This window comes from Salmonella sp. 3C, from assembly GCF_025426275.1.
Lineage (GTDB): Bacteria > Pseudomonadota > Gammaproteobacteria > Enterobacterales > Enterobacteriaceae > Salmonella > Salmonella enterica.
The window spans coordinates 3,133,924-3,153,728 of record NZ_CP104858.1; the positions used below are offsets into that span (position 1 = coordinate 3,133,924).

The window sequence follows — 19,805 nt, forward strand, 5'->3', positions numbered from 1 at the left end:
AATGGTCATTAGGTGCTTATTCGCTGACAAATTTGGTAAGACTTTCGTGTAGCGAAACCAAAATTTCATCATCAAACCCATCAAGTAATGCTTGTTCGATAAGTTTGATAATTTCTGATGCTTGCTCTTTATTTATTTCCATCACTCCTCCCCAAGAGCCTTGCTGATGACTGCGCGAGCTTTATTGATTACCCCGTACCACTCCGGATAGGTCACATTGCGTCCTTCTGCCATCGCTTTTTCAGCCAATTGAAGAGCCTCGAGCAAATCAGGTGCTGCTGCTATCAGATTCATATCTCCTTTGCTAACGATTAGTGATGAGTGACCATCCTTCATGACATAAGAGTCGATGACACCACCATCTTTACCTGTATCTTGACTGCTTAATCGCAGAAAGCTGTTACTTGTCCACCATTGCCATGGTCCGAGTGTATAATTCATCTTCGCCTCTATTGTTTATGCCAAAAATAAAGGCCACCATCAGGCAGCCTTGTTTTTCTGTTTGCCAAGTTCTCTGGCAATCATTGCCGTAGTTCGTATTGCCCATTTATCGACAATTTTTCCATCCTCCCTAACAAGAGCCATTTCCTCAGGCTTCACCATGCATTCAGCATCAAGCTTGCAGCCTTTGCATTTCACAAAGCGACTACACCATTGGTTGGTATCAATAGTCGTAGCCATATGGATATTCCTGGTATTGGTTCATCACGTCCTGAGGGTGCTCATCGAATTCTTCAAATTCTTCTTCCATATCTCACCTCAAATAAGTGGTTTACTGCTCAGCCTCATGCGCTGAACGGCGTGGATTTTATTCCCGGGCGGGTTAACGTCCCGGTAGTAAATGCGGTTCTTCTTAACCGCTGTTACTTCAACTTTCTTCTGACGCGTTCCGGCAAGCAAAATGGCTTTGGTAACGCGGTCAATTCTTTTGGCTTTAACTTCCTGAGAAGCATCAGGAGCATCGCAGCCAAAAATTGAATCGATGATATTGCAGATGGTGTCGCGCTCTATGGCTAGCTTTCTGCGCCGCTCATGACGGCGAGTTTTAGCATTGCCTGCAAACGTTGACTTCCCGTAGGTGATAACCGTCATGATTTAATCCTCATGTGAAATGGCTTTGGTGTTGCAGATAGCCAGGCGACTAACCCTGACCGCGTACTCATTGCCGAGCGCCTCCGCCGAAGAGGTTGGCTTCTACCTGCAACCCAAACCCATCTCGTTTGGTATCTTGTCGCGCTTTGTCAGCGCATCATCGAAGTTAAAGAGCGTTGCCTTTCCGTTTGGCTACCAGCGTCCTGCTGATGGTTAAACAATAGCATTTAGTATTATTCATATCAATACGTTTTGTTATTAATTAATGGTTTTTGTTATTATGTTGTTGATAGCAAAATGAATTTATTTTTATAAATCCTCTATGCAATACTGTTCTGAACAAAAAACGAGCGAGGAATCTGTGTGAAAAACGAGGAACTGGCGCAGTTGCGCTATCAGGAAATGTGCAGGATTGTCGGTGATGTCGTGTTTGCTATGGTTGCGGAGGGTCATAAGACCAAAAGAGTGGCTATAGCTGACGTTATTCGTACGGAGATAGCGAAAGGTCTGGATAAGTGGGATGACGACCAGTTGCAGTGCATGAAACTTGCTGTGAAGCTACTGGAAGAGTAGGGAAAAGAAAACCCGGCGCTGTGGCCGGGCGTTGATCAATTCTTCTTGTTAGGTAACTCAGGTCTTTGCAGGTTTTCCAAAACCTCAATGGCTTTGGCGTTTTCTATGACTTTTTGTTGGACCTTATCAGCAAGATAATCCTTAAAACCTTTTGGGACATAGTCTTCCCTAAGCCATCTGCGAAATTCACCTAAAGCTTCTTCGGGATATATATTCGCTGGCACTTTCCCGGCTTTACTCTGCGGAAACCAGTCCGGATAGACATGAGGATGTTTCTGTATTTCCCCATATTTTTTGCTCAGATTGTTGCGCTTCCAGTGGTTTGCCCATCGAGTTCCAACGCTAATATCGGGAACAGTTTTAGGGCCCAATTCAAATCCAGCATTAATCAAAGGCACAGTGATATCCACCATCTCTCGGAATACACTGAAGAACCCGGCTGGGATTTTATCATTAAGGATAATGCGCTCTTGGAAGCACTTCCAGGCGCCGCTTACTGGATTTCTTGGATCAATACCAACACTTCTAAAAATAAACTCACGAAGTGTTTGCCTTGCTAAAAGACGATAGTTTCTAAGAGCTGTGGCGTTGTTTGCTTGGCTTGCATCAAACGCATAATACTCAAGAATTGCCATGCAAACATAATCAGGGTATGGATAATGGTCCCGCTTAGTTTCTGAAGATGGTATGTAAAGTGAGTCAACATCTATACCCTGATCAAGGAGAACAGTGTCGATTTTTTTTCCACGAGGTTTAAGGCGTTCGCTAGCCCAATCAGAAGAAATATCCTGAATTACACTATGATGCACGCCACACATTTCAGCCAGTCCTCGGCCGGTAAGATATGGCGTTCCATCGTTAAGAACTCCCATTGCCACGCCTTCAACTTCAACCTCTTTTACAGGAAATAACTGGAGGTTTCCTTGGCGGGGTGATATGGACCTTATCTGATTAACCATTTGATTTTCCTTGTTAAAGTGTGGCGGGCAAGCGCTAACGATTTCGTCTTTCTACATCACCCGAATATCTCATCAGGCCATTGGCTGGCTAACCGTGCTTCCTATATGTCTGCGGCATGCTTCCAATCACCTTTCCAAAGACAAAAACCCTATTCATTTCATCTCTTTCAATTGGGTCCCAAGCTGAATAACTCTTATTATCAGATATGACCAATAGTTTATCTTTCATCTTCTGGAGCCGCTTAACATGTGCAGTATCGTCATAGAGGAAGGCGTATATCCCATCTCCATCGAAGTTTTTGATGCTTACGTCTACAAACAACAAATCTCCTGGTTCAATAGTTCCTGACATGCTATCCCCGCGCACATTTATGATGCGGATATTTTCAGCCTTTCTACCATCGAACATGTGTCTGGCATCATCCTGCGAATACTCAACCGAGCGGAGTATTTCCACGAATTCTCGATTGATAACGCCAGGACCCGCGCTAACTTCAAGATCTAGGATATCGATTTTAAATGTGTTCGAAGATGGAGATGCGTTTATCGGAGTAGTTCCATCTTTTTTCATAGGACCAATCCCGGTAGACAACCATTCCGAATTAACACCTAACGCGTTTGCTATTTCAACAATCTTTGTTGACCCACGAGCGTTTCCACTTGTCAAACGCCAGATCGTTGGCTGAGCAACGCCTGACGCTTTAGCGAGAGCACCTTGAGACATACCAGCCAGTTCCATTGCCTTGTTGAGACGGTCAGAGAGAGTTTCTTTTTTCATAATATTCAATTTATACGCTTGAGTATTAATGGTCAAAACACGTTTTGCTATTGCTTTGGTTAATACTCATTGCTATTATTTGTTGTGTGTTATACGAAAGGGAATAAGCAATGACTAACAAAGCAATACAAAAAGCTGTTGCCATTGCAGGAAGCCAGCAAAAACTCGCCTCTTTGTGTGGAGTTAAGCAGCCAACTGTATGGCGTTGGTTACATGGTGGCGGCATTGACGCTAAGTATGTGGCAGCAATCGTAAAAGCTACAGGAGGAAGAATTAAAGCCAGAGAACTTCGTCCTGATTTAGCCGACTTACTGGCAGCAAGTTAAGTATCAACGCTCTTTACCAATCTGAACCGCCGACAACGCGGTAAATCTATTAAACGGATTTGCGTGTATTTGCGAATCCAACTCTATCTAATTTCTAAGGAATATTTTGAATGAACGTAGTTGCAACTAAAAGCAAGAAGGCGGCTCGCATTGAGTCCACTTTACTCAACAAGTTAGCCATGATGGGCCAGAAGACATTCGCTAAAGCTATGGGTGTTCCTGAATACCAGGTAAGCCGATGGAAGAACGGTTTCTTCTCTCAGGTCAGCATGATGCTTGCGGTTCTGGAGTATGGAATCGAAGACGAGGAAATGGCAGAGCTCACCAGGCGACTTGCTACCTACCTGACAAAAGAAAAAGCCCCGAAGAACGGCGAATTCTTCGAGGCCTGATGTAGAAAGACTGGATCAATCAACAGGGGTAATTATGCCAAAACAACTCAGTCCTGACCAGGACAAATTACACAAAAACATACTACGTGATCGCTTCCTGTCCAGCTTCAAACAGCCTGGTCGATTTCGGGCTGAGTTGGAGAAAGTGAAGCTAATACTGAAGAGGAAAGGTCATGAGTAATCTTGCAACAGTTACACCGATAAAACCTCATCTGGAGGTTGTGGAGCATCGCGTGGCAGAACTCGACGATGGCTACACCCGGACTGCAAATACACTGCTGGAAGCTGTCATGCTTTCTGGGCTTACTCAACATCAGCTACTGATTGTTATGGCTGTGTGGCGCAAGACATACGGTTATAACAAAAAAATAGATTGGATCGGAAATGAACAGTTCGCTGAACTCACTGGCATGGCGCCAACCAAATGTTCTACCGCCAAAAACGAGCTTATCAGAATGGGGGTTCTCACTCAGGTGGGGCGTCAGGTTGGTATGAATAAAAATATTTCCGAGTGGAAGACGAAGGTTAACGGATTCGGTAAAACATTTACCAGATCGGTAAAACTAACCTTCACCAAATCGGTAAAAACCAATTTACCGAATCAGTCAAACACAAAAGACAATAAATACAAATCCCCCCTTACCCCCTAACGGGGGCGGCAATGGGCAGGTTAAACCTGAACGTCGCAAGGCAGAACGAATCGACTATGAATCCTTCCTGAACGCCTACAACACCGAAGTTGGTGACAGACTTCCACATGCTGTTTCGGTCAACGAGAAACGGAAACGCCGCCTGAAGAAAATCATCCCGCAACTGAAAACGCCAAACGTGGACGGTTTCAGGGCGTATATCAGGGCGTTTGTGCATCAGGCCAAGCCGTTTTACTTCGGAGACAACGACACAGGCTGGACGGCTGATTTTGATTACCTGCTGAGGGAAGATTCGTTAACGGGAGTTCGGGAAGGGAAGTTTGCAGACAGGGGGATTGCATGAGACAGGATATCGAAGCGAGCGTTATCGGTGGCTTGCTGATTGGTGGATTAACACCAACCGCGAGTGACGTTCTGGCAACGCTGGAGCCTGAAGCATTCTCAATTCCGCTTTACCGGAAAGCTTTTGAAGTTATTCGAAAGCAGGCCAGAAACAGGAACCTGATTGATGGACTGATGGTGGCCGAGGAGTGCGGGGATGAATACGCAACGGCGGTGATGATGACTGCGCGGTCATGTCCCAGCGCTGCAAACCTGAAAGGTTATGCCGGAATGGTTGTAGACAGTTATCAACGGCGTCAGGTTTTACAGTTACTGGATGAGATGCGAGAGCCAATCAGTAACGGCACGCTGGATGCTTCAGGTAGAGCGATGGACGATCTAGTTAAGCGCCTTTCAGCCATCAGGAAGCCACGTGACGAGGTTAAACCTGTGCGACTGGGGGAAATTATCAGTGATTACACTGACACGCTTGACAGGCGTCTGAGGAACGGAGAAGAGTCTGATACCCTGAAGACCGGAATCGAAGAGCTTGATGCTATCACCGGAGGGATGAACGCAGAAGACCTTGTGATTATTGCTGCTCGTCCTGGTATGGGTAAAACCGAACTGGCGCTGAAGATAGCCGAAGGCGTGGCAAGTCGTGTTATTCCTGGTTCTGGCGTCCGGCGCGGTGTGTTGATTTTCTCGATGGAAATGAGCGCCATTCAGGTTGTTGAGAGAGGGATTGCCGGCGCAGGAATGATGTCGGTCAGTGTGCTGCGTAACCCGTCACGAATGGACGATGAAGGATGGGCGAGAGTTGCAAGCGGGATGAAGTTGCTGGCAGATCTGGATGTGTGGGTAGTTGACGCATCGCGTTTGTCTGTCGAAGAAATCAGGTCCATTTCCGAACGCCACAAGCAGGAGCATCCTAATCTGTCACTGATTATGGCTGACTATCTCGGGCTAATTGAGAAACCAAAAGCGGAACGTAATGACCTCGCCATAGCACATATCTCCGGTAGCCTGAAAGCGATGGCGAAAGACCTGAAAACTCCAGTTATCTCCCTAAGCCAGCTTTCACGCGATGTTGAGAAGCGGCCAAACAAGCGCCCGACAAACGCAGATTTGCGTGATTCAGGAAGCATTGAACAGGATGCAGACTCAATCATCATGCTTTACCGTGAAGCGGTATACGACGAGAACAGTAGCGCCGCACCATTTGCTGAAATCATTGTGACGAAAAACCGTTTTGGCTCGCTTGGTACGGTTTACCAGCGGTTCTGCAACGGACACTTTGTTGCATGTGACCAGGACGAAGCCAGACAGATTTGCACGGCATCAAATGCACCTGATGGACGCAGAAAGCGATATGCACAAGGGGCTGACGTATGACGATTTACATCACTGAGCTTGTAACAGGCCTGCTGGTAATCGCAGGCCTTTTTATTTGGGGGAGAGGGAAGACATGAAAAAACTAACCTTTGAAATTCGATCTCCAGCACATCAGCAAAATGCCATTCACGCAGTACAGCAAATCCTTCCAGACCCAACCAAACCAATCGTAGTAACCATTCAGGAACGCAACCGCAGCTTAGACCAAAATCGGAAGCTTTGGGCTTGCCTTGGTGATGTCTCACGTCAGGTTAACTGGCATGGACGATGGCTTGACGCTGAAAGCTGGAAGTGTGTGTTTACCGCAGCATTAAAGCAGCAGGATGTTGTCCCTAACCTTGCCGGGAATGGCTTTGTAGTAATAGGCCAGTCAACCAGCAGGATGCGTGTAAGTGAATTTGCGGAGCTATTAGAGCTTATACAGGCATTCGGTACAGAGCGCGGCGTTAAGTGGTCAGATGAAGCCCTGTTAGCGCTGGAATGGAAAGCGAGATGGGGAGATAAGGCAGCATGATGAATGTCGTTAGTTTCTCCGGTGGCAGAACGTCAGCATATTTGCTCTGGCTAATGGAGCAAAAGCGACAGGCAGGTGAAGACGTTCATTACGTTTTCATGGATACCGGCTGCGAGCATCCAATGACGTACCGTTTTGTTCGTGAGGTTGTGAAGTTCTGGGATATACCACTCACCGTATTGCAGGTAGATATCAATCCAGAGCTTGGGCAGCCAAATGGTTATACGGTATGGGAGCCAAAGGATATCCAGACAAGAATGCCAGTGCTAAAACCATTTATCGACATGGTTAAGAAATACGGCACTCCGTATGTCGGCGGCGCGTTCTGCACCGACAGGCTAAAACTTGTCCCTTTCACTAAATATTGTGATGACCATTTTGGTCGCGGAAATTACACCACATGGATTGGAATTCGAGCAGACGAACCAAAGCGGCTGAAGCCAAAGCCGGGAATCAGGTATCTGGCTGAACTCTCCGATTTCGAAAAAAGTGACATTCTGGATTGGTGGAAAGAACAACCTTTCGATTTACAAATCCCTGAGCATCTTGGGAACTGTATTTTCTGCATTAAAAAATCAACTCAGAAGATAGGGTTGGCCTGCAAAGATGAGCCTGGTCTTGAACGTGTATTCAACGAAGTGATTACCGGTGCGCATGTGCGTGATGGCCACAGACAAACATCCAAAGAGGTGATGTATAGGGGGCATCTGTCACTTGATGGGATCGCCAAAATGTACGCCGATGGTGATTACCAGACGCTTTATCAGGAAATGGTTAGAGCGAAGCGGTTCGATACCGGCTCATGCTCGGAATCGTGTGAAATATTTGGCGGACAACTTGACTTTGATTTTGGACAGGATGCCGCATGAAACACTGCTACCGCTGCGGAGAATGCAAAGACGATTACCGATTCCGGCCCGATCAACCGTACTGGTGCAGATGGTGCATCCGGTGCGAGCGGTCGCCAGTAGGTAATTTCCCGCTGCCAGAGACGAAGGAGGACGTATGGCACGACAGCGACGAAGTATCACCGACATAATCTGCGAAAACTGCAAATACCTTCCAACGAAATGCTCCAGAAATAAACGCAAGCCAATCCCAAAAGAATCTGACGTAAAAACCTTCAATTACACGGCTCACCTGTGGGACATCAGGTGGCTTAGAGAACGTGCGAGGAAAACAAGGTGATTGACCCCAATCGAAGTTACGAGCAGGAAAGTATAGCGAGAGCCTTATGCGCCGGATGTAACAAGCAACTGGCGCCTGATGAAATTTACGCCTGTGCTGAATGCGTGAACGAATGGCTGGTATATCGAGATCCGAATGGAGATATGTCTAATGAGGATATTCAGGAGCAATAAATGGCTTCAGGCAGTAAGGGAGATAGATTGCTGCGTTCTGTGTGGTCGATATGGAGTTCAGGCTGCGCATCGCAACGAAGGAAAGGGAATTGGGCTAAAGGTTGACGACAGCCTAACAGCGGCGCTTTGCCCGCCATGCCATGAGCGCATCGACAACGGAAAAGATTTAAGCCGGGAAGAGCGACGCTCAGAAATGGACCGCGCCATTGTCTTAACGTTGCAAAAGTTAACACGCGAAGGGAGGGTAACAGTGCGATGAACGAATACCGTATAGCGTTGCCGTGGCCTCCATCCAATAATCGCTACTGGCGTCACTCACGAGGAATCCACTACATCAGCGATTGGGGAAAGCGATACCGGCGAGAAGTAATCGAAATAATTCAGCAACAACAGTTAGACATCAAAATAACACCACGCATCAGAATCACCATCCACGCAGCACCTCCCGATAACCGCAAACGCGACCTGGACAATCTACCAAAGGCCGTTTTTGACGCACTCACCAGTGCGGGCTTCTGGCTGGATGACGGCCAGATAGACGATATGCGCATCAAGCGCTGTCAGGCGGTTAAAGGCGGAATGCTTGTACTGGTTGTGACTGAGACGTGCGGGAATTTGCCAATGATTACGGAACTACTGGAGGCTGCATGACACTCACTGTCCAAACCATCCCCGAATTGCTCATTGAGACATACGGAAACCAGACAGAAGTCGCTCGGCGCTTATCGTGCCATCGAAACACAGTAAGGCGTTATTTGTACGACAAAGAAGCCAGGTATCACGCCATCGTTAACGGCGTTTTAATGATTCATCAGGGCGGGAGAGGTATCTATGACCGTAACCAGCATTAACCAGGCCAAACAGCAGCGTGAACTGGTGAACCGGCTTGGATTGAACAAGCAGTCGGGAGGCAATGCTGCATGAGTATACGAGAATTGAACCTCACTAAAGAGCAGCATGACTGGCTTAATGGGTGGCTTGAGCTATGGGGGGCATGGGTTTATTCAGGAAGACTCGAAAAACGCATGAGCAGCGTTATAGCGCAGTTTATGGAGAGGGTAGAACCATCAAGAGTGATGACAAGGCCAATGTGCAATGATGATGACGGAATGTTGATTTCTCAGGTCGTAGATTCCGTTATGCGCATCGACACAAAGGCTTTTGGCATTCTGCTTAGCTATTACGCACATGGTTCCTCTAAGTACGCCATATCATCCTACTATCACAAGACTGCAAGTCCCCGCAAAATGTCAGGCCGCGGCGGAGAAAGGATGCGCAAGCCATCTCTTATTACCTGTCGGAGAGAAGTAGATGACGTACTCAAGGCATCCCTGTTCATGCTTTATCAACCGATGCTAAATGCCTTCAATAGTCGTAAACGTGTGGATAAAATTAAACATGTTGCATAGATTGTGTTGACATCCATGAGCAAATGAGCAATCATAAGCGAATAAGCTGCCGTTAGTGAGTCTTAAGTCGCTGCGGCGGCTTTTTTATTTGCACGACATTTCTGAAAGCGCCCTATCACCAATCACCAGAACACATCCAGATACCCTTGCTCATTCGTGGCGACGGGGTAGGGCGTTTTACACAAAAGAAAACCCAGCGCTATGGCTGGGATTCGTGAAAATGGGCGGCAAGAGACTGCGCTAACAGCCTCCTGCCTGATTTGCTCATGCCTTTAGTCACGAACAAACCACGTTACTAATCACTGTATCCTGGATTTGTTCTTTCCAATATCAACCAATTCATAACATTGAACAAATCCTCACGGTCGTGAGGTAAGACATGAAAAAGATGCCAGAAAAACATGATCTGTTAACCGCCATGATGGCGGCAAAGGAACAGGGCATCGGGGCAATCCTTGCGTTTGCAATGGCGTACCTTCGCGGTCGGTATAATGGCGGTGCGTTTAAGAAAACACTAATAGACGCAACGATGTGCGCCATTATCGCCTGGTTCATTCGTGACCTTTTAGTCTTCGCCGGGCTGAGTAGCAATCTTGCTTACATAGCGAGTGTATTTATCGGCTATATCGGCACAGACTCGATTGGTTCGCTAATCAAACGCTTCGCTGCTAAAAAAGCCGGAGTCGATGATGCAAATCAGCAGTAACGGAATCACCAGATTAAAACGTGAAGAAGGCGAAAGACTAAAAGCCTATCCAGATAGCAGGGGGATACCAACCATTGGGGTTGGACATACCGGAAAAGTGGATGGTAATCCTGTCGTATCAGGGATGACAATCACATCCGAAAAATCGTCTGAACTGCTTAAAGAGGATTTGCAGTGGGTTGAAGATGCTATAAGTAGTCTTGTTCGCGTCACGCTGAATCAGAACCAGTATGATGCACTATGTAGCCTTATATTCAATATAGGTAAATCAGCATTTGCTGGATCTACCGTTCTGCGCCAGTTGAATTTAAAGAATTACCAGGCAGCAGCAGATGCTTTCCTGTTATGGAAAAAAGCTGGTAAGGACCCTGATATTCTCCTTCCTAGGAGGCGGCGAGAAAGAGCGCTGTTCCTGTCATGATGCTCAACTGGAAAACGGTGTTTGTTGGCCTGTTGCTCGTCTCGCTAATTGTTTCCGGTCGGCTGGCAAATCATTACCGTGATAACGCCATCACCTACAAAGAGCAGCGCGACACTGTTACTCATAAGCTGACACTGGCGAACGCGACAATTACCGATATGACGAAGCGTCAGCGTGACGTTGCTGCCCTCGATGCAAGATATACAAAGGAACTCGCTGATGCGAAAGCTGAAAATGATGCTCTTCGGCGCAAGCTTGATAATGGTGGTCGGGTGCTCGTCAAAGGAAAATGCCCTGTGTCATCCTCAGCCGAAACCTCCAGCGCCTCCGGCATGGGCAATGATGCCACCGTCGAACTCTCTCCAGTTGCTGGACGAAACGTTCTCGGTATCCGGGACGGAATCATCAGCGACCAAGCAGCACTGAGAACGCTTCAGGAGTACATCAGGACGCAATGCCTGAAATAATTTCCATCACATAGAAATTTGACAAGTGACTTTCATGAAAATGCCTCGTAATGCGGGGCATTTTTATATCCGCAGTAAATGCGCTTCACACGCGCGACTTCTGAACACAGAACCTTTCAGGATGACCCTTGAGGATGCCGGTTTGGTGATCGGTGCCTTTCTGTGGGCCGGAATCCTGTGTGACAAGGTTCATCACTTAAAGGTGATCACTGATGAAGTACCCAACAGTTATGGTCAATGGTGTGTCCGTTCGTGTTGATGAAGACGGACGATACAACTTAAACGATCTTCATGCAGCAGCAGTTGCAAATGGCGAGGCAACTGAATCTCAACGCCCCAGTAATTTTCTGAGGAGTGCACAGATTAAACGGTTCATTTCAGCACTAAAAGCCAAAGCTCAAAAAAGAGCTTTGAAAGAAATTCAACCACTTAAAGTAATAAAAGGTGGGGTTGATTCTGGTGTGTGGGGTGTTGAACTACTGGCAATCAGATATGCAGCATGGATTAAGCCGGAATTTGAAATCGAAGTTTATGAAGTTTTCAAAACGGTTGTCCGTCTCGGCGTTGGAGCAATGTCCCGTCTGAATAGAATCGATCACATCATCAACACTGAAACCAAAGCGATAAGCCAGTGCGCAAGCCAAATGGCTAAGTGGGGCGTTGGTGGGCGAAAAAGATTGCTTCATGTTGCACGTGAGAGAGCGGCAAATGAAGTGCAAATGTATTTGCCCGGCATGGTGTGATTCCTGCTGGTTAATCCAGTTTGTACATTACGGCAGTACCGCGAAACAACCCAAGCCAGTAAGTGGGGAAATAACACTGGCAGCCACTGAAAGATGAACCTCCTGCCTTATGGCAAAAAAGATTCTTTGCGGTGGCGGACTGATGGAAAGACATCGGTTATTGCAGAGACCATTCAATGAGTGGTCTCGACAATGGCTTATGCCCTACACGGGATAACTTAACTGATATCCCTTTTAACGGATAAACGGAGCCAACAAATGGCAGAGATTATTCCCATGACTGAAGAACAGAAATTCCAGTTAGAGATTTACAAACTGGTCATGAACCAGAACGCAGCCGCAGAAGAAGCATTTCAATTCATCGGCACGGACGAACTGAAGCTTGAGCTATTCAAAATTCACTTTCAGTCAGGCGGCGCTAATTCTGATATCACGACCCGCACTATCGAAGCGGTGCGTAAATCGAAGGAAGCGTTAGACCTGTTCACTACCGGAGCATAACGAATGGCAAAGACGAAGTGGCCTAAACTTCCCCGGTTCTTCGTGCCATTGTTCCATAGCGCCAATGTCTACCTGTGTCGTTCAAAGGAAGAGTGGGATCAGGCTTGTATTCATCTTGGAGTTGATAGCGGCGGGAATGAGGTGCTGGCGGGGGCAACACAGTCATATTGCAATACCGAAACAGGCGAGAACCTTTACCTGCTTGGGGTATTCAATGGAAATGCTGCCACACTGGTTCATGAATGTGCTCACGTCGCATTTTATGTCTGCCGAGATGTTGGTGTAACCACTCATCCTGGCGACGCAAACGAAACCTACTGCTACATGCTTGACAGAATGTTCAGTCACTTCCTGCCGTTCTTTCATGAACCAGAAAAAGAAGGAGCCAAGTAATGGCAAACCCAAACTTCACGCCATCATGGCCTCTCTACAAAGATGCTGACGGTGTATATGTGTCTGCTCTTCCGATTAAAGCTATCAAATACGCTAATGACGGAAGTGCAAACGCAGAATTCGACGGCCCGTATGCTGACCAGTACATGTCAGCGCAAACAGTAGCCGTATTCAAGCCAGAGGTTGGCGGATACCTGTTCCGGAGCCAGTACGGCGAGCTGCTCTATATGAGCAAGACAGCATTTGAAGCTAAGTACACTTCTGCAAGCGGTTCAGTAACGAATGCAGAGACGGCGGATAAGTTATCTACTGCTCGCACTATCACACTAACCGGCGCTGTCACAGGTTCAACGTCATTCGATGGTTCTGCTAACGTGACTATCGCAACAACATCAGGAGGTTAACTTATGGCAGCACCAAAGGGCAACCGATTCTGGGAGGCCCGCAGTAGTCATGGGCGTAACCCGAAATTCGAGTCGCCTGAGGCGCTGTGGGCTGCTTGTTGTGAATACTTCGAGTGGGTGGAGGCTAACCCACTATGGGAGATGAAGGCTTTCTCATATCAAGGAGAAGTTACACAAGAGCCTATCGCCAAGATGAGGGCGATGACCATCACAGGGCTAACGCTATTCCTCGATGTGACGCTTGAGACATGGCGACAATACAGGGTGAGAGAAGACTTATCTGAGGTCGTTACGCGAGCAGAGCAAATCATCTACGACCAAAAATTCTCCGGCGCAGCCGCTGATCTTCTCAACGCTAACATCATCGCCCGCGATTTGGGCCTCAAAGAGCAGTCGCAAGTTGAAGACGTGACACCTGATAAGGGAGATCGCGATAAGCGCCGCTCTCGTATCAAGGAGCTATTCAACCGTGGAACTGGACGCGATTCTTGATAGCCTGAGCGACGAAGAGCAAATCGAATTGCTCGAGCTACTCGAAGAAGAAGAGAACTACCGAAATACACACTTGCTATATGAGTTTGCGCCATACAGCAAACAGCGTGAGTTCATCGACGCAGGTCATGACTATCCAGAGCGATGTTTTATGGCTGGTAACCAGCTTGGTAAGTCATTTACTGGCGCTGCTGAAGTCGCGTTTCACCTTACCGGGCGATACCCAGGAACGAAAGGTTATCCGGCTGATGGTAAATATGGCGGAGAGTGGAAAGGTAAGCGTTTCTATGAGCCAGTTGTCTTCTGGATTGGCGGTGAAACAAACGAGACTGTAACCAAAACGACTCAACGCATCCTGTGCGGTCGTATCGAAGAGAATGATGAACCTGGCTATGGGTCAATCCCGAAAGAGGACATCATTAGCTGGAAGAAGTCACCATTCTTCCCTAATCTTGTTGATCACCTTCTTGTTAAGCACCACACGCCAGAAGGCGTCGAAGATGGCATCTCAATATGCTACTTCAAGCCTTACTCACAGGGCCGCGCCCGCTGGCAGGGCGACACAATTCACGGCGTTTGGTTTGACGAAGAGCCGCCATATAGCATCTATGGCGAAGGTCTTACCCGTACCAACAAATACGGGCAATTCTCAATTCTGACGTTTACCCCGCTGATGGGGATGTCTGACGTTGTTACCAAGTTCCTGAAGAATCCCAGTAAGTCGCAGAAAGTGGTCAACATGACCATCTATGACGCTGAGCACTACACCGACGAGCAGAAAGAGCAAATCATCGCATCCTATCCTGAGCATGAGAGAGAGGCGCGTGCTCGCGGTATTCCTACGATGGGTAGCGGTCGAATATTCCAGATACCGGAAGAGGCGATTAAGTGCCAGCCGTTTGAGTGTCCCGATCACTTCTATGTTATCGACGCTCAGGACTTCGGCTGGAACCACCCGCAAGCTCACATTCAGCTTTGGTGGGACAAAGACGCAGATGTTTTCTATCTGGCGCGTGTATGGAAGAAATCAGAGAACACTGCCGTTCAGGCATGGGGTGCTGTTAAGTCGTGGGCTAACAAAATACCTGTCGCGTGGCCTCATGACGGTCACCAACACGAAAAGGGCGGTGGTGAGCAACTTAAAACCCAATATGCGGACGCCGGGTTCTCTATGCTTCCCGAACACGCAACGTTCTCGGATGGCGGTAACTCAGTAGAGTCAGGCATTAGTGAACTTCGTGACCTGATGCTTGAAGGAAGATTCAAAGTATTCAACACATGCGAACCATTTTTTGAAGAGTTCCGCCTATATCATCGCGATGAGAACGGCAAGATTGTCAAGACCAACGATGATGTGCTCGATGCTACTCGCTACGGCTACATGATGCGCCGCTTCGCCAGGATGATGCGCGATATCAGAAATCCGAAAGAAAAGAAAATCCCCGCACCGATTAGACCAGTACGCAGAGGACGATAATGGCCGACAATGAAAACAGGCTGGAGAGTATCCTGTCGCGCTTTGATGCGGACTGGACAGCCAGCGATGAAGCCAGAAGGGAGGCCAAGAATGATCTCTTCTTCTCCCGCGTATCTCAGTGGGATGACTGGCTATCACAATACACAACCCTGCAGTATCGCGGGCAGTTCGATGTTGTACGTCCAGTGGTGCGCAAGCTCGTTTCTGAGATGCGTCAGAACCCTGTTGATGTTCTGTATCGTCCAAAGGATGGAGCAAGTCCTGACGCTGCTGATGTGCTAATGGGCATGTATCGCACAGACATGCGACACAATACGGCAAAAATCGCGGTCAACGTCGCTGTTCGTGAGCAGATTGAATCTGGCGTAGGTGCGTGGCGTCTGGTCACTGACTACGAAGATCAAAGTTCGACGAGCAACAATCAGGTTATCCGTCGAGAGCCTATCCATAGTGCCTGCTCCCATGTTATCTGGGACAGCAACAGCAAACTGATGGACAAGTCTGACGCCCGTCACTGCACAGTTATCCACTCAATGAGCCAGAATGGTTGGGAGGATTTCGCAGAAAAATACGACCTCGATGCTGATGATATTCCATCATTCCAGAACCCCAACGATTGGGTATTTCCATGGCTGACGCAGGACACAATTCAGATCGCTGAGTTTTACGAAGTGGTCGAGAAGAAAGAGACGGCGTTTATCTACCAAGACCCGGTTACGGGTGAGCCGGTAAGCTACTTTAAGCGCGATATTAAAGACGTCATCGACGACCTGGCTGATAGTGGATTTATCAAAATTGCAGAGCGCCAGATTAAGCGTCGCCGGGTATACAAATCAATTATCACCTGCACCGCTGTACTCAAAGACAAGCAGCTCATTGCTGGCGAACATATCCCCATTGTTCCGGTATTCGGCGAGTGGGGCTTCGTTGAAGATAAAGAAGTGTATGAGGGTGTCGTCCGCCTGACAAAAGACGGTCAGCGTCTGCGCAACATGATTATGTCGTTCAACGCCGACATCGTGGCCCGTACTCCGAAGAAGAAGCCGTTCTTCTGGCCTGAACAGATTGCAGGCTTTGAGCATATGTATGACGGTAACGACGATTACCCGTATTACCTGCTCAATCGCACGGATGAGAACAACGGAGAAATGCCAACTCAGCCGCTGGCATACTATGAAAATCCGGAAGTTCCACAGGCCAATGCCTATATGCTGGAAGCTGCAACCAGCGCAGTAAAAGAGGTTGCCACTCTTGGTGTAGATGCTGGGTCGGTTAATGGTAATCAGGTTGCATTCGATACCGTAAACCAACTCAATATGCGGGCTGACCTTGAGACATACGTGTTTCAGGATAATCTGGCTACCGCTATGCGCCGTGACGGTGAGATTTACCAGTCGATAGTTAATGACATCTACGATGTTCCTCGCAACGTGACAATCACCCTTGAGGATGGCAGTGAAAAAGAGGTTCAGCTAATGGATGAGGTTGTTGACCTTGCCACTGGTGAGCGGCAGGTACTGAACGATATCAGGGGGCGCTATGAATGCTACACGGATGTTGGACCATCATTCCAGTCCATGAAGCAGCAAAACCGCGCAGAAATTCTTGAGTTGCTCGGCAAGACGCCACAGGGAACGCCAGAATATCAACTGCTGTTGCTTCAGTACTTCACCCTGCTTGATGGTAAAGGTGTCGAGATGATGCGTGACTATGCCAATAAGCAACTTATTCAGATGGGCGTTAAGAAGCCGGAAACACCTGAAGAGCAGCAATGGTTTGTCGAAGCGCAGCAGGCCAAACAAGGACAGCAAGACCCGGCAATGGTTCAGGCGCAGGGTGTGCTGTTGCAAGGTCAGGCTGAACTGGCTAAAGCGCAGAATCAGACGCTATCTCTTCAAATCGACGCGGCTAAAGTCGAAGCTCAAAACCAACTTAACGCTGCGAAAATCGCAGAAATATTCAACAATATGGATCTCAATAAACAGTCCGAGTTTAGAGAGTTCCTCAAAACCGTTGCTTCATTCCAGCAGGACCGCAGCGAAGACGCTCGCGCAAATGCTGAGTTACTCCTTAAAGGCAATGAACAGACGCACAAGCAGCGAATGGACATTGCCAATATCCTGCAATCGCAGAGACAAAATCAACCTTCCGGCAGTGTAGCCGAGACACCTCAATAAGAGAGAGTTAATCATGGAACCAACCACCGAAATTCAGGCAACTGAAGACTTAACCCTGTCCGGCGATTATGCAGCGGCATCTGCTGATAGCTTAGTTGTCGATAATGCCAACGACAATGCAGGTCAGGAAGAGGGCTTTGAGATTGTCCTGAAGGACGATGAGACAGCACCAAAACAAGACCCGGCAAAGAACGCAGAATTCGCCCGCCGCCGCATCGAGCGCAAACGACAGCGCGAGCTTGAGCAGCAGATGGAAGCAGTTAAACGCGGAGAATTGCCGGAGAGTTTACGGGTAAACCCTGACCTTCCACCTCAGCCGGATATTAATGCCTATCTGTCAGAAGAAGGCCTGGCCAAATATGACTATGACAACAGCCGTGCGCTTGCCGCTTTCAATGCTGCTAATACCGAATGGCTAATGAAAGCGCAGGACGCCCGCAGCAATGCCGTAGCAGAACAGGGCCGCAAGACTCAGGAGTTTACCCAGCAATCAGCGCAATACGTCGAAGCTGCCCGCAAACACTATGACGCGGCGGAAAAGCTCAATATCCCTGACTATCAGGAGAAAGAAGACGCATTTATGCAACTGGTTCCGCCTGCGGTTGGGGCCGACATTATGCGCCTGTTCCCGGAGAAGTCCGCCGCGCTCATGTATCACCTGGGTGCAAACCCGGAGAAAGCCCGCCAGTTACTGGCGATGGATGGGCAGTCCGCGCTGATTGAACTAACTCGACTATCCGAACGCTTAACTCTCAAGCCTCGCGGTAAACAAATCTCTTCCGCCCCCCCTGCTGACCAGCCGATTACCGGTGATGTCAGCGCAGCAAATAAAGATGCCATTCGTAAACAGATGGATGCAGCTGCGAGCAAGGGCGATGTGGAAACCTACCGCAAGCTAAAGGCAAAACTTAAAGGAATCCGATAATGGCTTTGAACGAAGGTCAAATTGTTACACTGGCGGTGGATGAGATTATTGACACCATCTCCGCAATCACTCCAATGGCGCAGAAAGCCAAGAAATACACCCCGCCTGCTTCTTCTATGCAGCGCTCCAGCAATACCATCTGGATGCCTGTAGAGCAGGAGTCCCCCACTCAGGAGGGTTGGGATTTAACTGATAAAGCGACAGGGTTACTGGAGCTTAACGTCGCGGTAAACATGGGAGAGCCGGATAACGACTTCTTCCAGTTACGCGCAGATGACTTGCGAGACGAGACTGCGTATCGTCACCGCATCCAGTCCGCCGCTCGCAAGCTGGCGAATAACGTTGAGCTGAAAGTCGCAAACATGGCCGCCGAGATGGGGTCATTGGTTATCACTTCGCCGGATGCTATCGGCACTAATACCGCAGACGCATGGAACTTTGTGGCCGATGCAGAAGAACTGATGTTCTCCCGCGAACTTAACCGCGACATGGGGACATCGTACTTCTTCAACCCGCAGGACTACAAAAAGGCGGGTTATGACCTGACTAAGCGCGATATCTTTGGGCGCATTCCTGAAGAAGCGTACCGCGATGGCACTATCCAGCGTCAGGTTGCTGGCTTCGATGATGTCCTGCGCTCTCCGAAACTTCCTGTGCTGACCAAATCTACTGCAACTGGCATCACTGTATCCGGTGCGCAGTCCTTCAAGCCTGTCGCATGGCAACTGGATAACGATGGCAACAAAGTTAACGTTGATAACCGTTTTGCTACCGTCACCCTGTCTGCAACTACCGGCCTGAAACGCGGCGACAAAATTTCGTTTACTGGCGTGAAGTTCCTTGGTCAGATGGCTAAGAACGTACTGGCGCAGGACGCGACTTTCTCCGTAGTTCGCGTTGTTGATGGTACTCACGTTGAAATCACGCCGAAGCCTGTAGCACTGGATGATGTTTCTCTTTCTCCTGAGCAACGCGCCTACGCTAACGTTAACACCTCACTGGCTGATGCAATGGCGGTGAACATCCTGAACGTTAAGGATGCCCGTACCAACGTGTTCTGGGCTGATGACGCCATCCGTATTGTGTCTCAGCCGATTCCGGCCAACCATGAGCTTTTTGCAGGTATGAAAACTACCTCATTCAGCATCCCGGATGTCGGCCTGAACGGTATCTTCGCTACGCAGGGGGATATTTCCACCCTGTCCGGCCTGTGCCGTATTGCGCTGTGGTACGGCGTAAACGCGACACGACCGGAAGCAATCGGTGTTGGCCTGCCTGGTCAGACTGCGTAACTAACAGGGGCTTCGGCCCCTTTCTTATTTGAGGTGA

At 48.4% G+C, this 19,805-nt stretch carries 32 protein-coding genes and 1 pseudogene; 27 read left to right on the forward strand and 6 right to left on the reverse strand.

The features are described 5' to 3' along the window. Positions 1 to 16 precede the first annotated feature (16 nt). The 4 genes from N7E69_RS14825 to N7E69_RS14840 form a co-directional block, all read right to left on the reverse strand. Entirely contained in the window at positions 17 to 142 is a 126-nt protein-coding gene (locus N7E69_RS14825) for a hypothetical protein (RefSeq protein ID WP_000405108.1), read from the reverse strand. After that, positions 142 to 441 carry a hypothetical protein gene (locus tag N7E69_RS14830; protein ID WP_001751411.1) on the reverse strand — a complete coding sequence of 100 codons (300 nt, stop codon included), beginning with the start codon at positions 439 to 441 and terminating at the stop codon, positions 142 to 144. The genes N7E69_RS14825 and N7E69_RS14830 overlap by 1 nt, the downstream gene beginning before the upstream one ends. Before the next feature lie 39 nt (positions 442 to 480). Beyond that, a complete protein-coding gene (locus tag N7E69_RS14835) occupies positions 481 to 681 on the reverse strand; it encodes an antirestriction Ral family protein (protein WP_000246164.1) in 201 nt (66 codons plus the stop codon). Between the two features lie 78 nt (positions 682 to 759). Next, a complete protein-coding gene (locus N7E69_RS14840; RefSeq protein ID WP_000216172.1) occupies positions 760 to 1,092 on the reverse strand; it encodes a hypothetical protein in 333 nt (110 codons plus the stop codon). A 363-nt stretch (positions 1,093 to 1,455) separates the two neighbouring features. On the opposite strand from N7E69_RS14840, the gene fumD reads away from it, so the two are divergent. Then, on the forward strand, positions 1,456 to 1,665 hold the full coding sequence (gene fumD, locus N7E69_RS14845; RefSeq protein ID WP_000786969.1) for a fumarate hydratase FumD: 210 nt from the start codon (positions 1,456 to 1,458) through the stop codon (positions 1,663 to 1,665). Positions 1,666 to 1,700: 35 nt separating this feature from the next. On the opposite strand, the gene N7E69_RS14850 is transcribed toward fumD, so the two are convergent. Next, complete coding sequence (locus tag N7E69_RS14850; RefSeq protein ID WP_000248006.1) at positions 1,701 to 2,624, reverse strand: hypothetical protein; 924 nt, start codon at positions 2,622 to 2,624, stop codon at positions 1,701 to 1,703. 88 nt (positions 2,625 to 2,712) lie between these two features. Next, positions 2,713 to 3,402, reverse strand: coding sequence for an XRE family transcriptional regulator (locus N7E69_RS14855; RefSeq protein WP_000712403.1), 690 nt, complete (start codon positions 3,400 to 3,402; stop codon positions 2,713 to 2,715). A gap of 110 nt (positions 3,403 to 3,512) precedes the next feature. On the opposite strand from N7E69_RS14855, the gene N7E69_RS14860 reads away from it, so the two are divergent. From N7E69_RS14860 to N7E69_RS14985, 26 genes and pseudogenes are all read left to right on the forward strand, one after another. Then, on the forward strand, positions 3,513 to 3,728 hold the full coding sequence (locus N7E69_RS14860; protein WP_000182204.1) for a transcriptional regulator: 216 nt from the start codon (positions 3,513 to 3,515) through the stop codon (positions 3,726 to 3,728). A 110-nt stretch (positions 3,729 to 3,838) separates the two neighbouring features. Then, on the forward strand, positions 3,839 to 4,120 hold the full coding sequence (locus N7E69_RS14865) for a CII family transcriptional regulator (RefSeq protein WP_001103492.1): 282 nt from the start codon (positions 3,839 to 3,841) through the stop codon (positions 4,118 to 4,120). Between the two features lie 34 nt (positions 4,121 to 4,154). Then, on the forward strand, positions 4,155 to 4,301 hold the full coding sequence (locus tag N7E69_RS14870; protein ID WP_001125981.1) for a DUF2740 family protein: 147 nt from the start codon (positions 4,155 to 4,157) through the stop codon (positions 4,299 to 4,301). Beyond that, a pseudogene (locus N7E69_RS14875) lies at positions 4,294 to 5,113 on the forward strand (replication protein). The gene N7E69_RS14870 and the pseudogene N7E69_RS14875 overlap by 8 nt, the downstream one beginning before the upstream one ends. Further along, complete coding sequence (locus N7E69_RS14880) at positions 5,110 to 6,486, forward strand: replicative DNA helicase (protein WP_001248409.1); 1,377 nt, start codon at positions 5,110 to 5,112, stop codon at positions 6,484 to 6,486. The pseudogene N7E69_RS14875 and the gene N7E69_RS14880 overlap by 4 nt, the downstream one beginning before the upstream one ends. A gap of 73 nt (positions 6,487 to 6,559) precedes the next feature. Next, a complete protein-coding gene (locus N7E69_RS14885; protein ID WP_000736920.1) occupies positions 6,560 to 7,000 on the forward strand; it encodes a recombination protein NinB in 441 nt (146 codons plus the stop codon). Then, the gene (locus tag N7E69_RS14890; RefSeq protein WP_001573980.1) at positions 6,997 to 7,869 is read left to right on the forward strand and encodes a phosphoadenosine phosphosulfate reductase family protein; all 873 of its coding nucleotides are present in this window, start codon (positions 6,997 to 6,999) and stop codon (positions 7,867 to 7,869) included. Before N7E69_RS14885 ends, N7E69_RS14890 begins: the two co-directional genes overlap by 4 nt. Beyond that, positions 7,866 to 8,039 (forward strand): protein NinD, encoded by a 174-nt coding sequence (gene ninD, locus N7E69_RS14895; RefSeq protein WP_000679699.1) that lies wholly within the window; start codon positions 7,866 to 7,868, stop codon positions 8,037 to 8,039. The genes N7E69_RS14890 and ninD overlap by 4 nt, the downstream gene beginning before the upstream one ends. Continuing rightward, a complete protein-coding gene (locus tag N7E69_RS14900) occupies positions 8,006 to 8,188 on the forward strand; it encodes a NinE family protein (protein ID WP_000113760.1) in 183 nt (60 codons plus the stop codon). The genes ninD and N7E69_RS14900 overlap by 34 nt, the downstream gene beginning before the upstream one ends. Then, positions 8,185 to 8,361, forward strand: coding sequence for a protein NinF (locus N7E69_RS14905; RefSeq protein ID WP_000566852.1), 177 nt, complete (start codon positions 8,185 to 8,187; stop codon positions 8,359 to 8,361). The genes N7E69_RS14900 and N7E69_RS14905 overlap by 4 nt, the downstream gene beginning before the upstream one ends. Further along, positions 8,339 to 8,620, forward strand: coding sequence for a hypothetical protein (locus N7E69_RS14910; protein ID WP_001218097.1), 282 nt, complete (start codon positions 8,339 to 8,341; stop codon positions 8,618 to 8,620). The genes N7E69_RS14905 and N7E69_RS14910 overlap by 23 nt, the downstream gene beginning before the upstream one ends. After that, the gene (gene rusA, locus N7E69_RS14915) at positions 8,617 to 9,012 is read left to right on the forward strand and encodes a crossover junction endodeoxyribonuclease RusA (RefSeq protein WP_001008211.1); all 396 of its coding nucleotides are present in this window, start codon (positions 8,617 to 8,619) and stop codon (positions 9,010 to 9,012) included. Before N7E69_RS14910 ends, rusA begins: the two co-directional genes overlap by 4 nt. Further along, positions 9,009 to 9,212 (forward strand): phage NinH family protein, encoded by a 204-nt coding sequence (locus N7E69_RS14920; RefSeq protein WP_000176947.1) that lies wholly within the window; start codon positions 9,009 to 9,011, stop codon positions 9,210 to 9,212. The genes rusA and N7E69_RS14920 overlap by 4 nt, the downstream gene beginning before the upstream one ends. Before the next feature lie 69 nt (positions 9,213 to 9,281). Next, positions 9,282 to 9,770 (forward strand): antiterminator Q family protein, encoded by a 489-nt coding sequence (locus N7E69_RS14925; RefSeq protein WP_000027545.1) that lies wholly within the window; start codon positions 9,282 to 9,284, stop codon positions 9,768 to 9,770. Between the two features lie 379 nt (positions 9,771 to 10,149). Further along, on the forward strand, positions 10,150 to 10,476 hold the full coding sequence (locus N7E69_RS14930) for a phage holin, lambda family (RefSeq protein ID WP_000738703.1): 327 nt from the start codon (positions 10,150 to 10,152) through the stop codon (positions 10,474 to 10,476). Continuing rightward, positions 10,460 to 10,897, forward strand: coding sequence for a lysozyme (locus tag N7E69_RS14935; protein WP_001167374.1), 438 nt, complete (start codon positions 10,460 to 10,462; stop codon positions 10,895 to 10,897). Before N7E69_RS14930 ends, N7E69_RS14935 begins: the two co-directional genes overlap by 17 nt. A 17-nt stretch (positions 10,898 to 10,914) precedes the next feature. Beyond that, positions 10,915 to 11,364 carry a lysis protein gene (locus N7E69_RS14940; protein WP_108597125.1) on the forward strand — a complete coding sequence of 150 codons (450 nt, stop codon included), beginning with the start codon at positions 10,915 to 10,917 and terminating at the stop codon, positions 11,362 to 11,364. 212 nt (positions 11,365 to 11,576) lie between these two features. Continuing rightward, complete coding sequence (locus N7E69_RS14945; RefSeq protein WP_000877030.1) at positions 11,577 to 12,107, forward strand: KilA-N domain-containing protein; 531 nt, start codon at positions 11,577 to 11,579, stop codon at positions 12,105 to 12,107. Between the two features lie 258 nt (positions 12,108 to 12,365). Next, the gene (locus tag N7E69_RS14950; RefSeq protein ID WP_000807788.1) at positions 12,366 to 12,608 is read left to right on the forward strand and encodes a DUF2560 family protein; all 243 of its coding nucleotides are present in this window, start codon (positions 12,366 to 12,368) and stop codon (positions 12,606 to 12,608) included. 3 nt (positions 12,609 to 12,611) lie between these two features. After that, complete coding sequence (locus tag N7E69_RS14955; RefSeq protein ID WP_001140560.1) at positions 12,612 to 13,001, forward strand: hypothetical protein; 390 nt, start codon at positions 12,612 to 12,614, stop codon at positions 12,999 to 13,001. Further along, positions 13,001 to 13,405 (forward strand): hypothetical protein, encoded by a 405-nt coding sequence (locus N7E69_RS14960; protein WP_000013072.1) that lies wholly within the window; start codon positions 13,001 to 13,003, stop codon positions 13,403 to 13,405. Before N7E69_RS14955 ends, N7E69_RS14960 begins: the two co-directional genes overlap by 1 nt. A gap of 3 nt (positions 13,406 to 13,408) precedes the next feature. Beyond that, entirely contained in the window at positions 13,409 to 13,897 is a 489-nt protein-coding gene (locus N7E69_RS14965; protein WP_000729924.1) for a DNA-packaging protein, read from the forward strand. Continuing rightward, positions 13,875 to 15,374 carry a terminase large subunit gene (locus tag N7E69_RS14970; RefSeq protein WP_000417865.1) on the forward strand — a complete coding sequence of 500 codons (1,500 nt, stop codon included), beginning with the start codon at positions 13,875 to 13,877 and terminating at the stop codon, positions 15,372 to 15,374. The genes N7E69_RS14965 and N7E69_RS14970 overlap by 23 nt, the downstream gene beginning before the upstream one ends. Further along, entirely contained in the window at positions 15,374 to 17,551 is a 2,178-nt protein-coding gene (locus N7E69_RS14975) for a portal protein (protein ID WP_000774659.1), read from the forward strand. The genes N7E69_RS14970 and N7E69_RS14975 overlap by 1 nt, the downstream gene beginning before the upstream one ends. A gap of 13 nt (positions 17,552 to 17,564) precedes the next feature. Continuing rightward, the gene (locus tag N7E69_RS14980; protein ID WP_000433856.1) at positions 17,565 to 18,476 is read left to right on the forward strand and encodes a scaffold protein; all 912 of its coding nucleotides are present in this window, start codon (positions 17,565 to 17,567) and stop codon (positions 18,474 to 18,476) included. Further along, positions 18,476 to 19,768 (forward strand): P22 phage major capsid protein family protein, encoded by a 1,293-nt coding sequence (locus tag N7E69_RS14985; RefSeq protein WP_001196933.1) that lies wholly within the window; start codon positions 18,476 to 18,478, stop codon positions 19,766 to 19,768. Before N7E69_RS14980 ends, N7E69_RS14985 begins: the two co-directional genes overlap by 1 nt. The last annotated feature ends 37 nt before the right edge of the window (positions 19,769 to 19,805 follow it).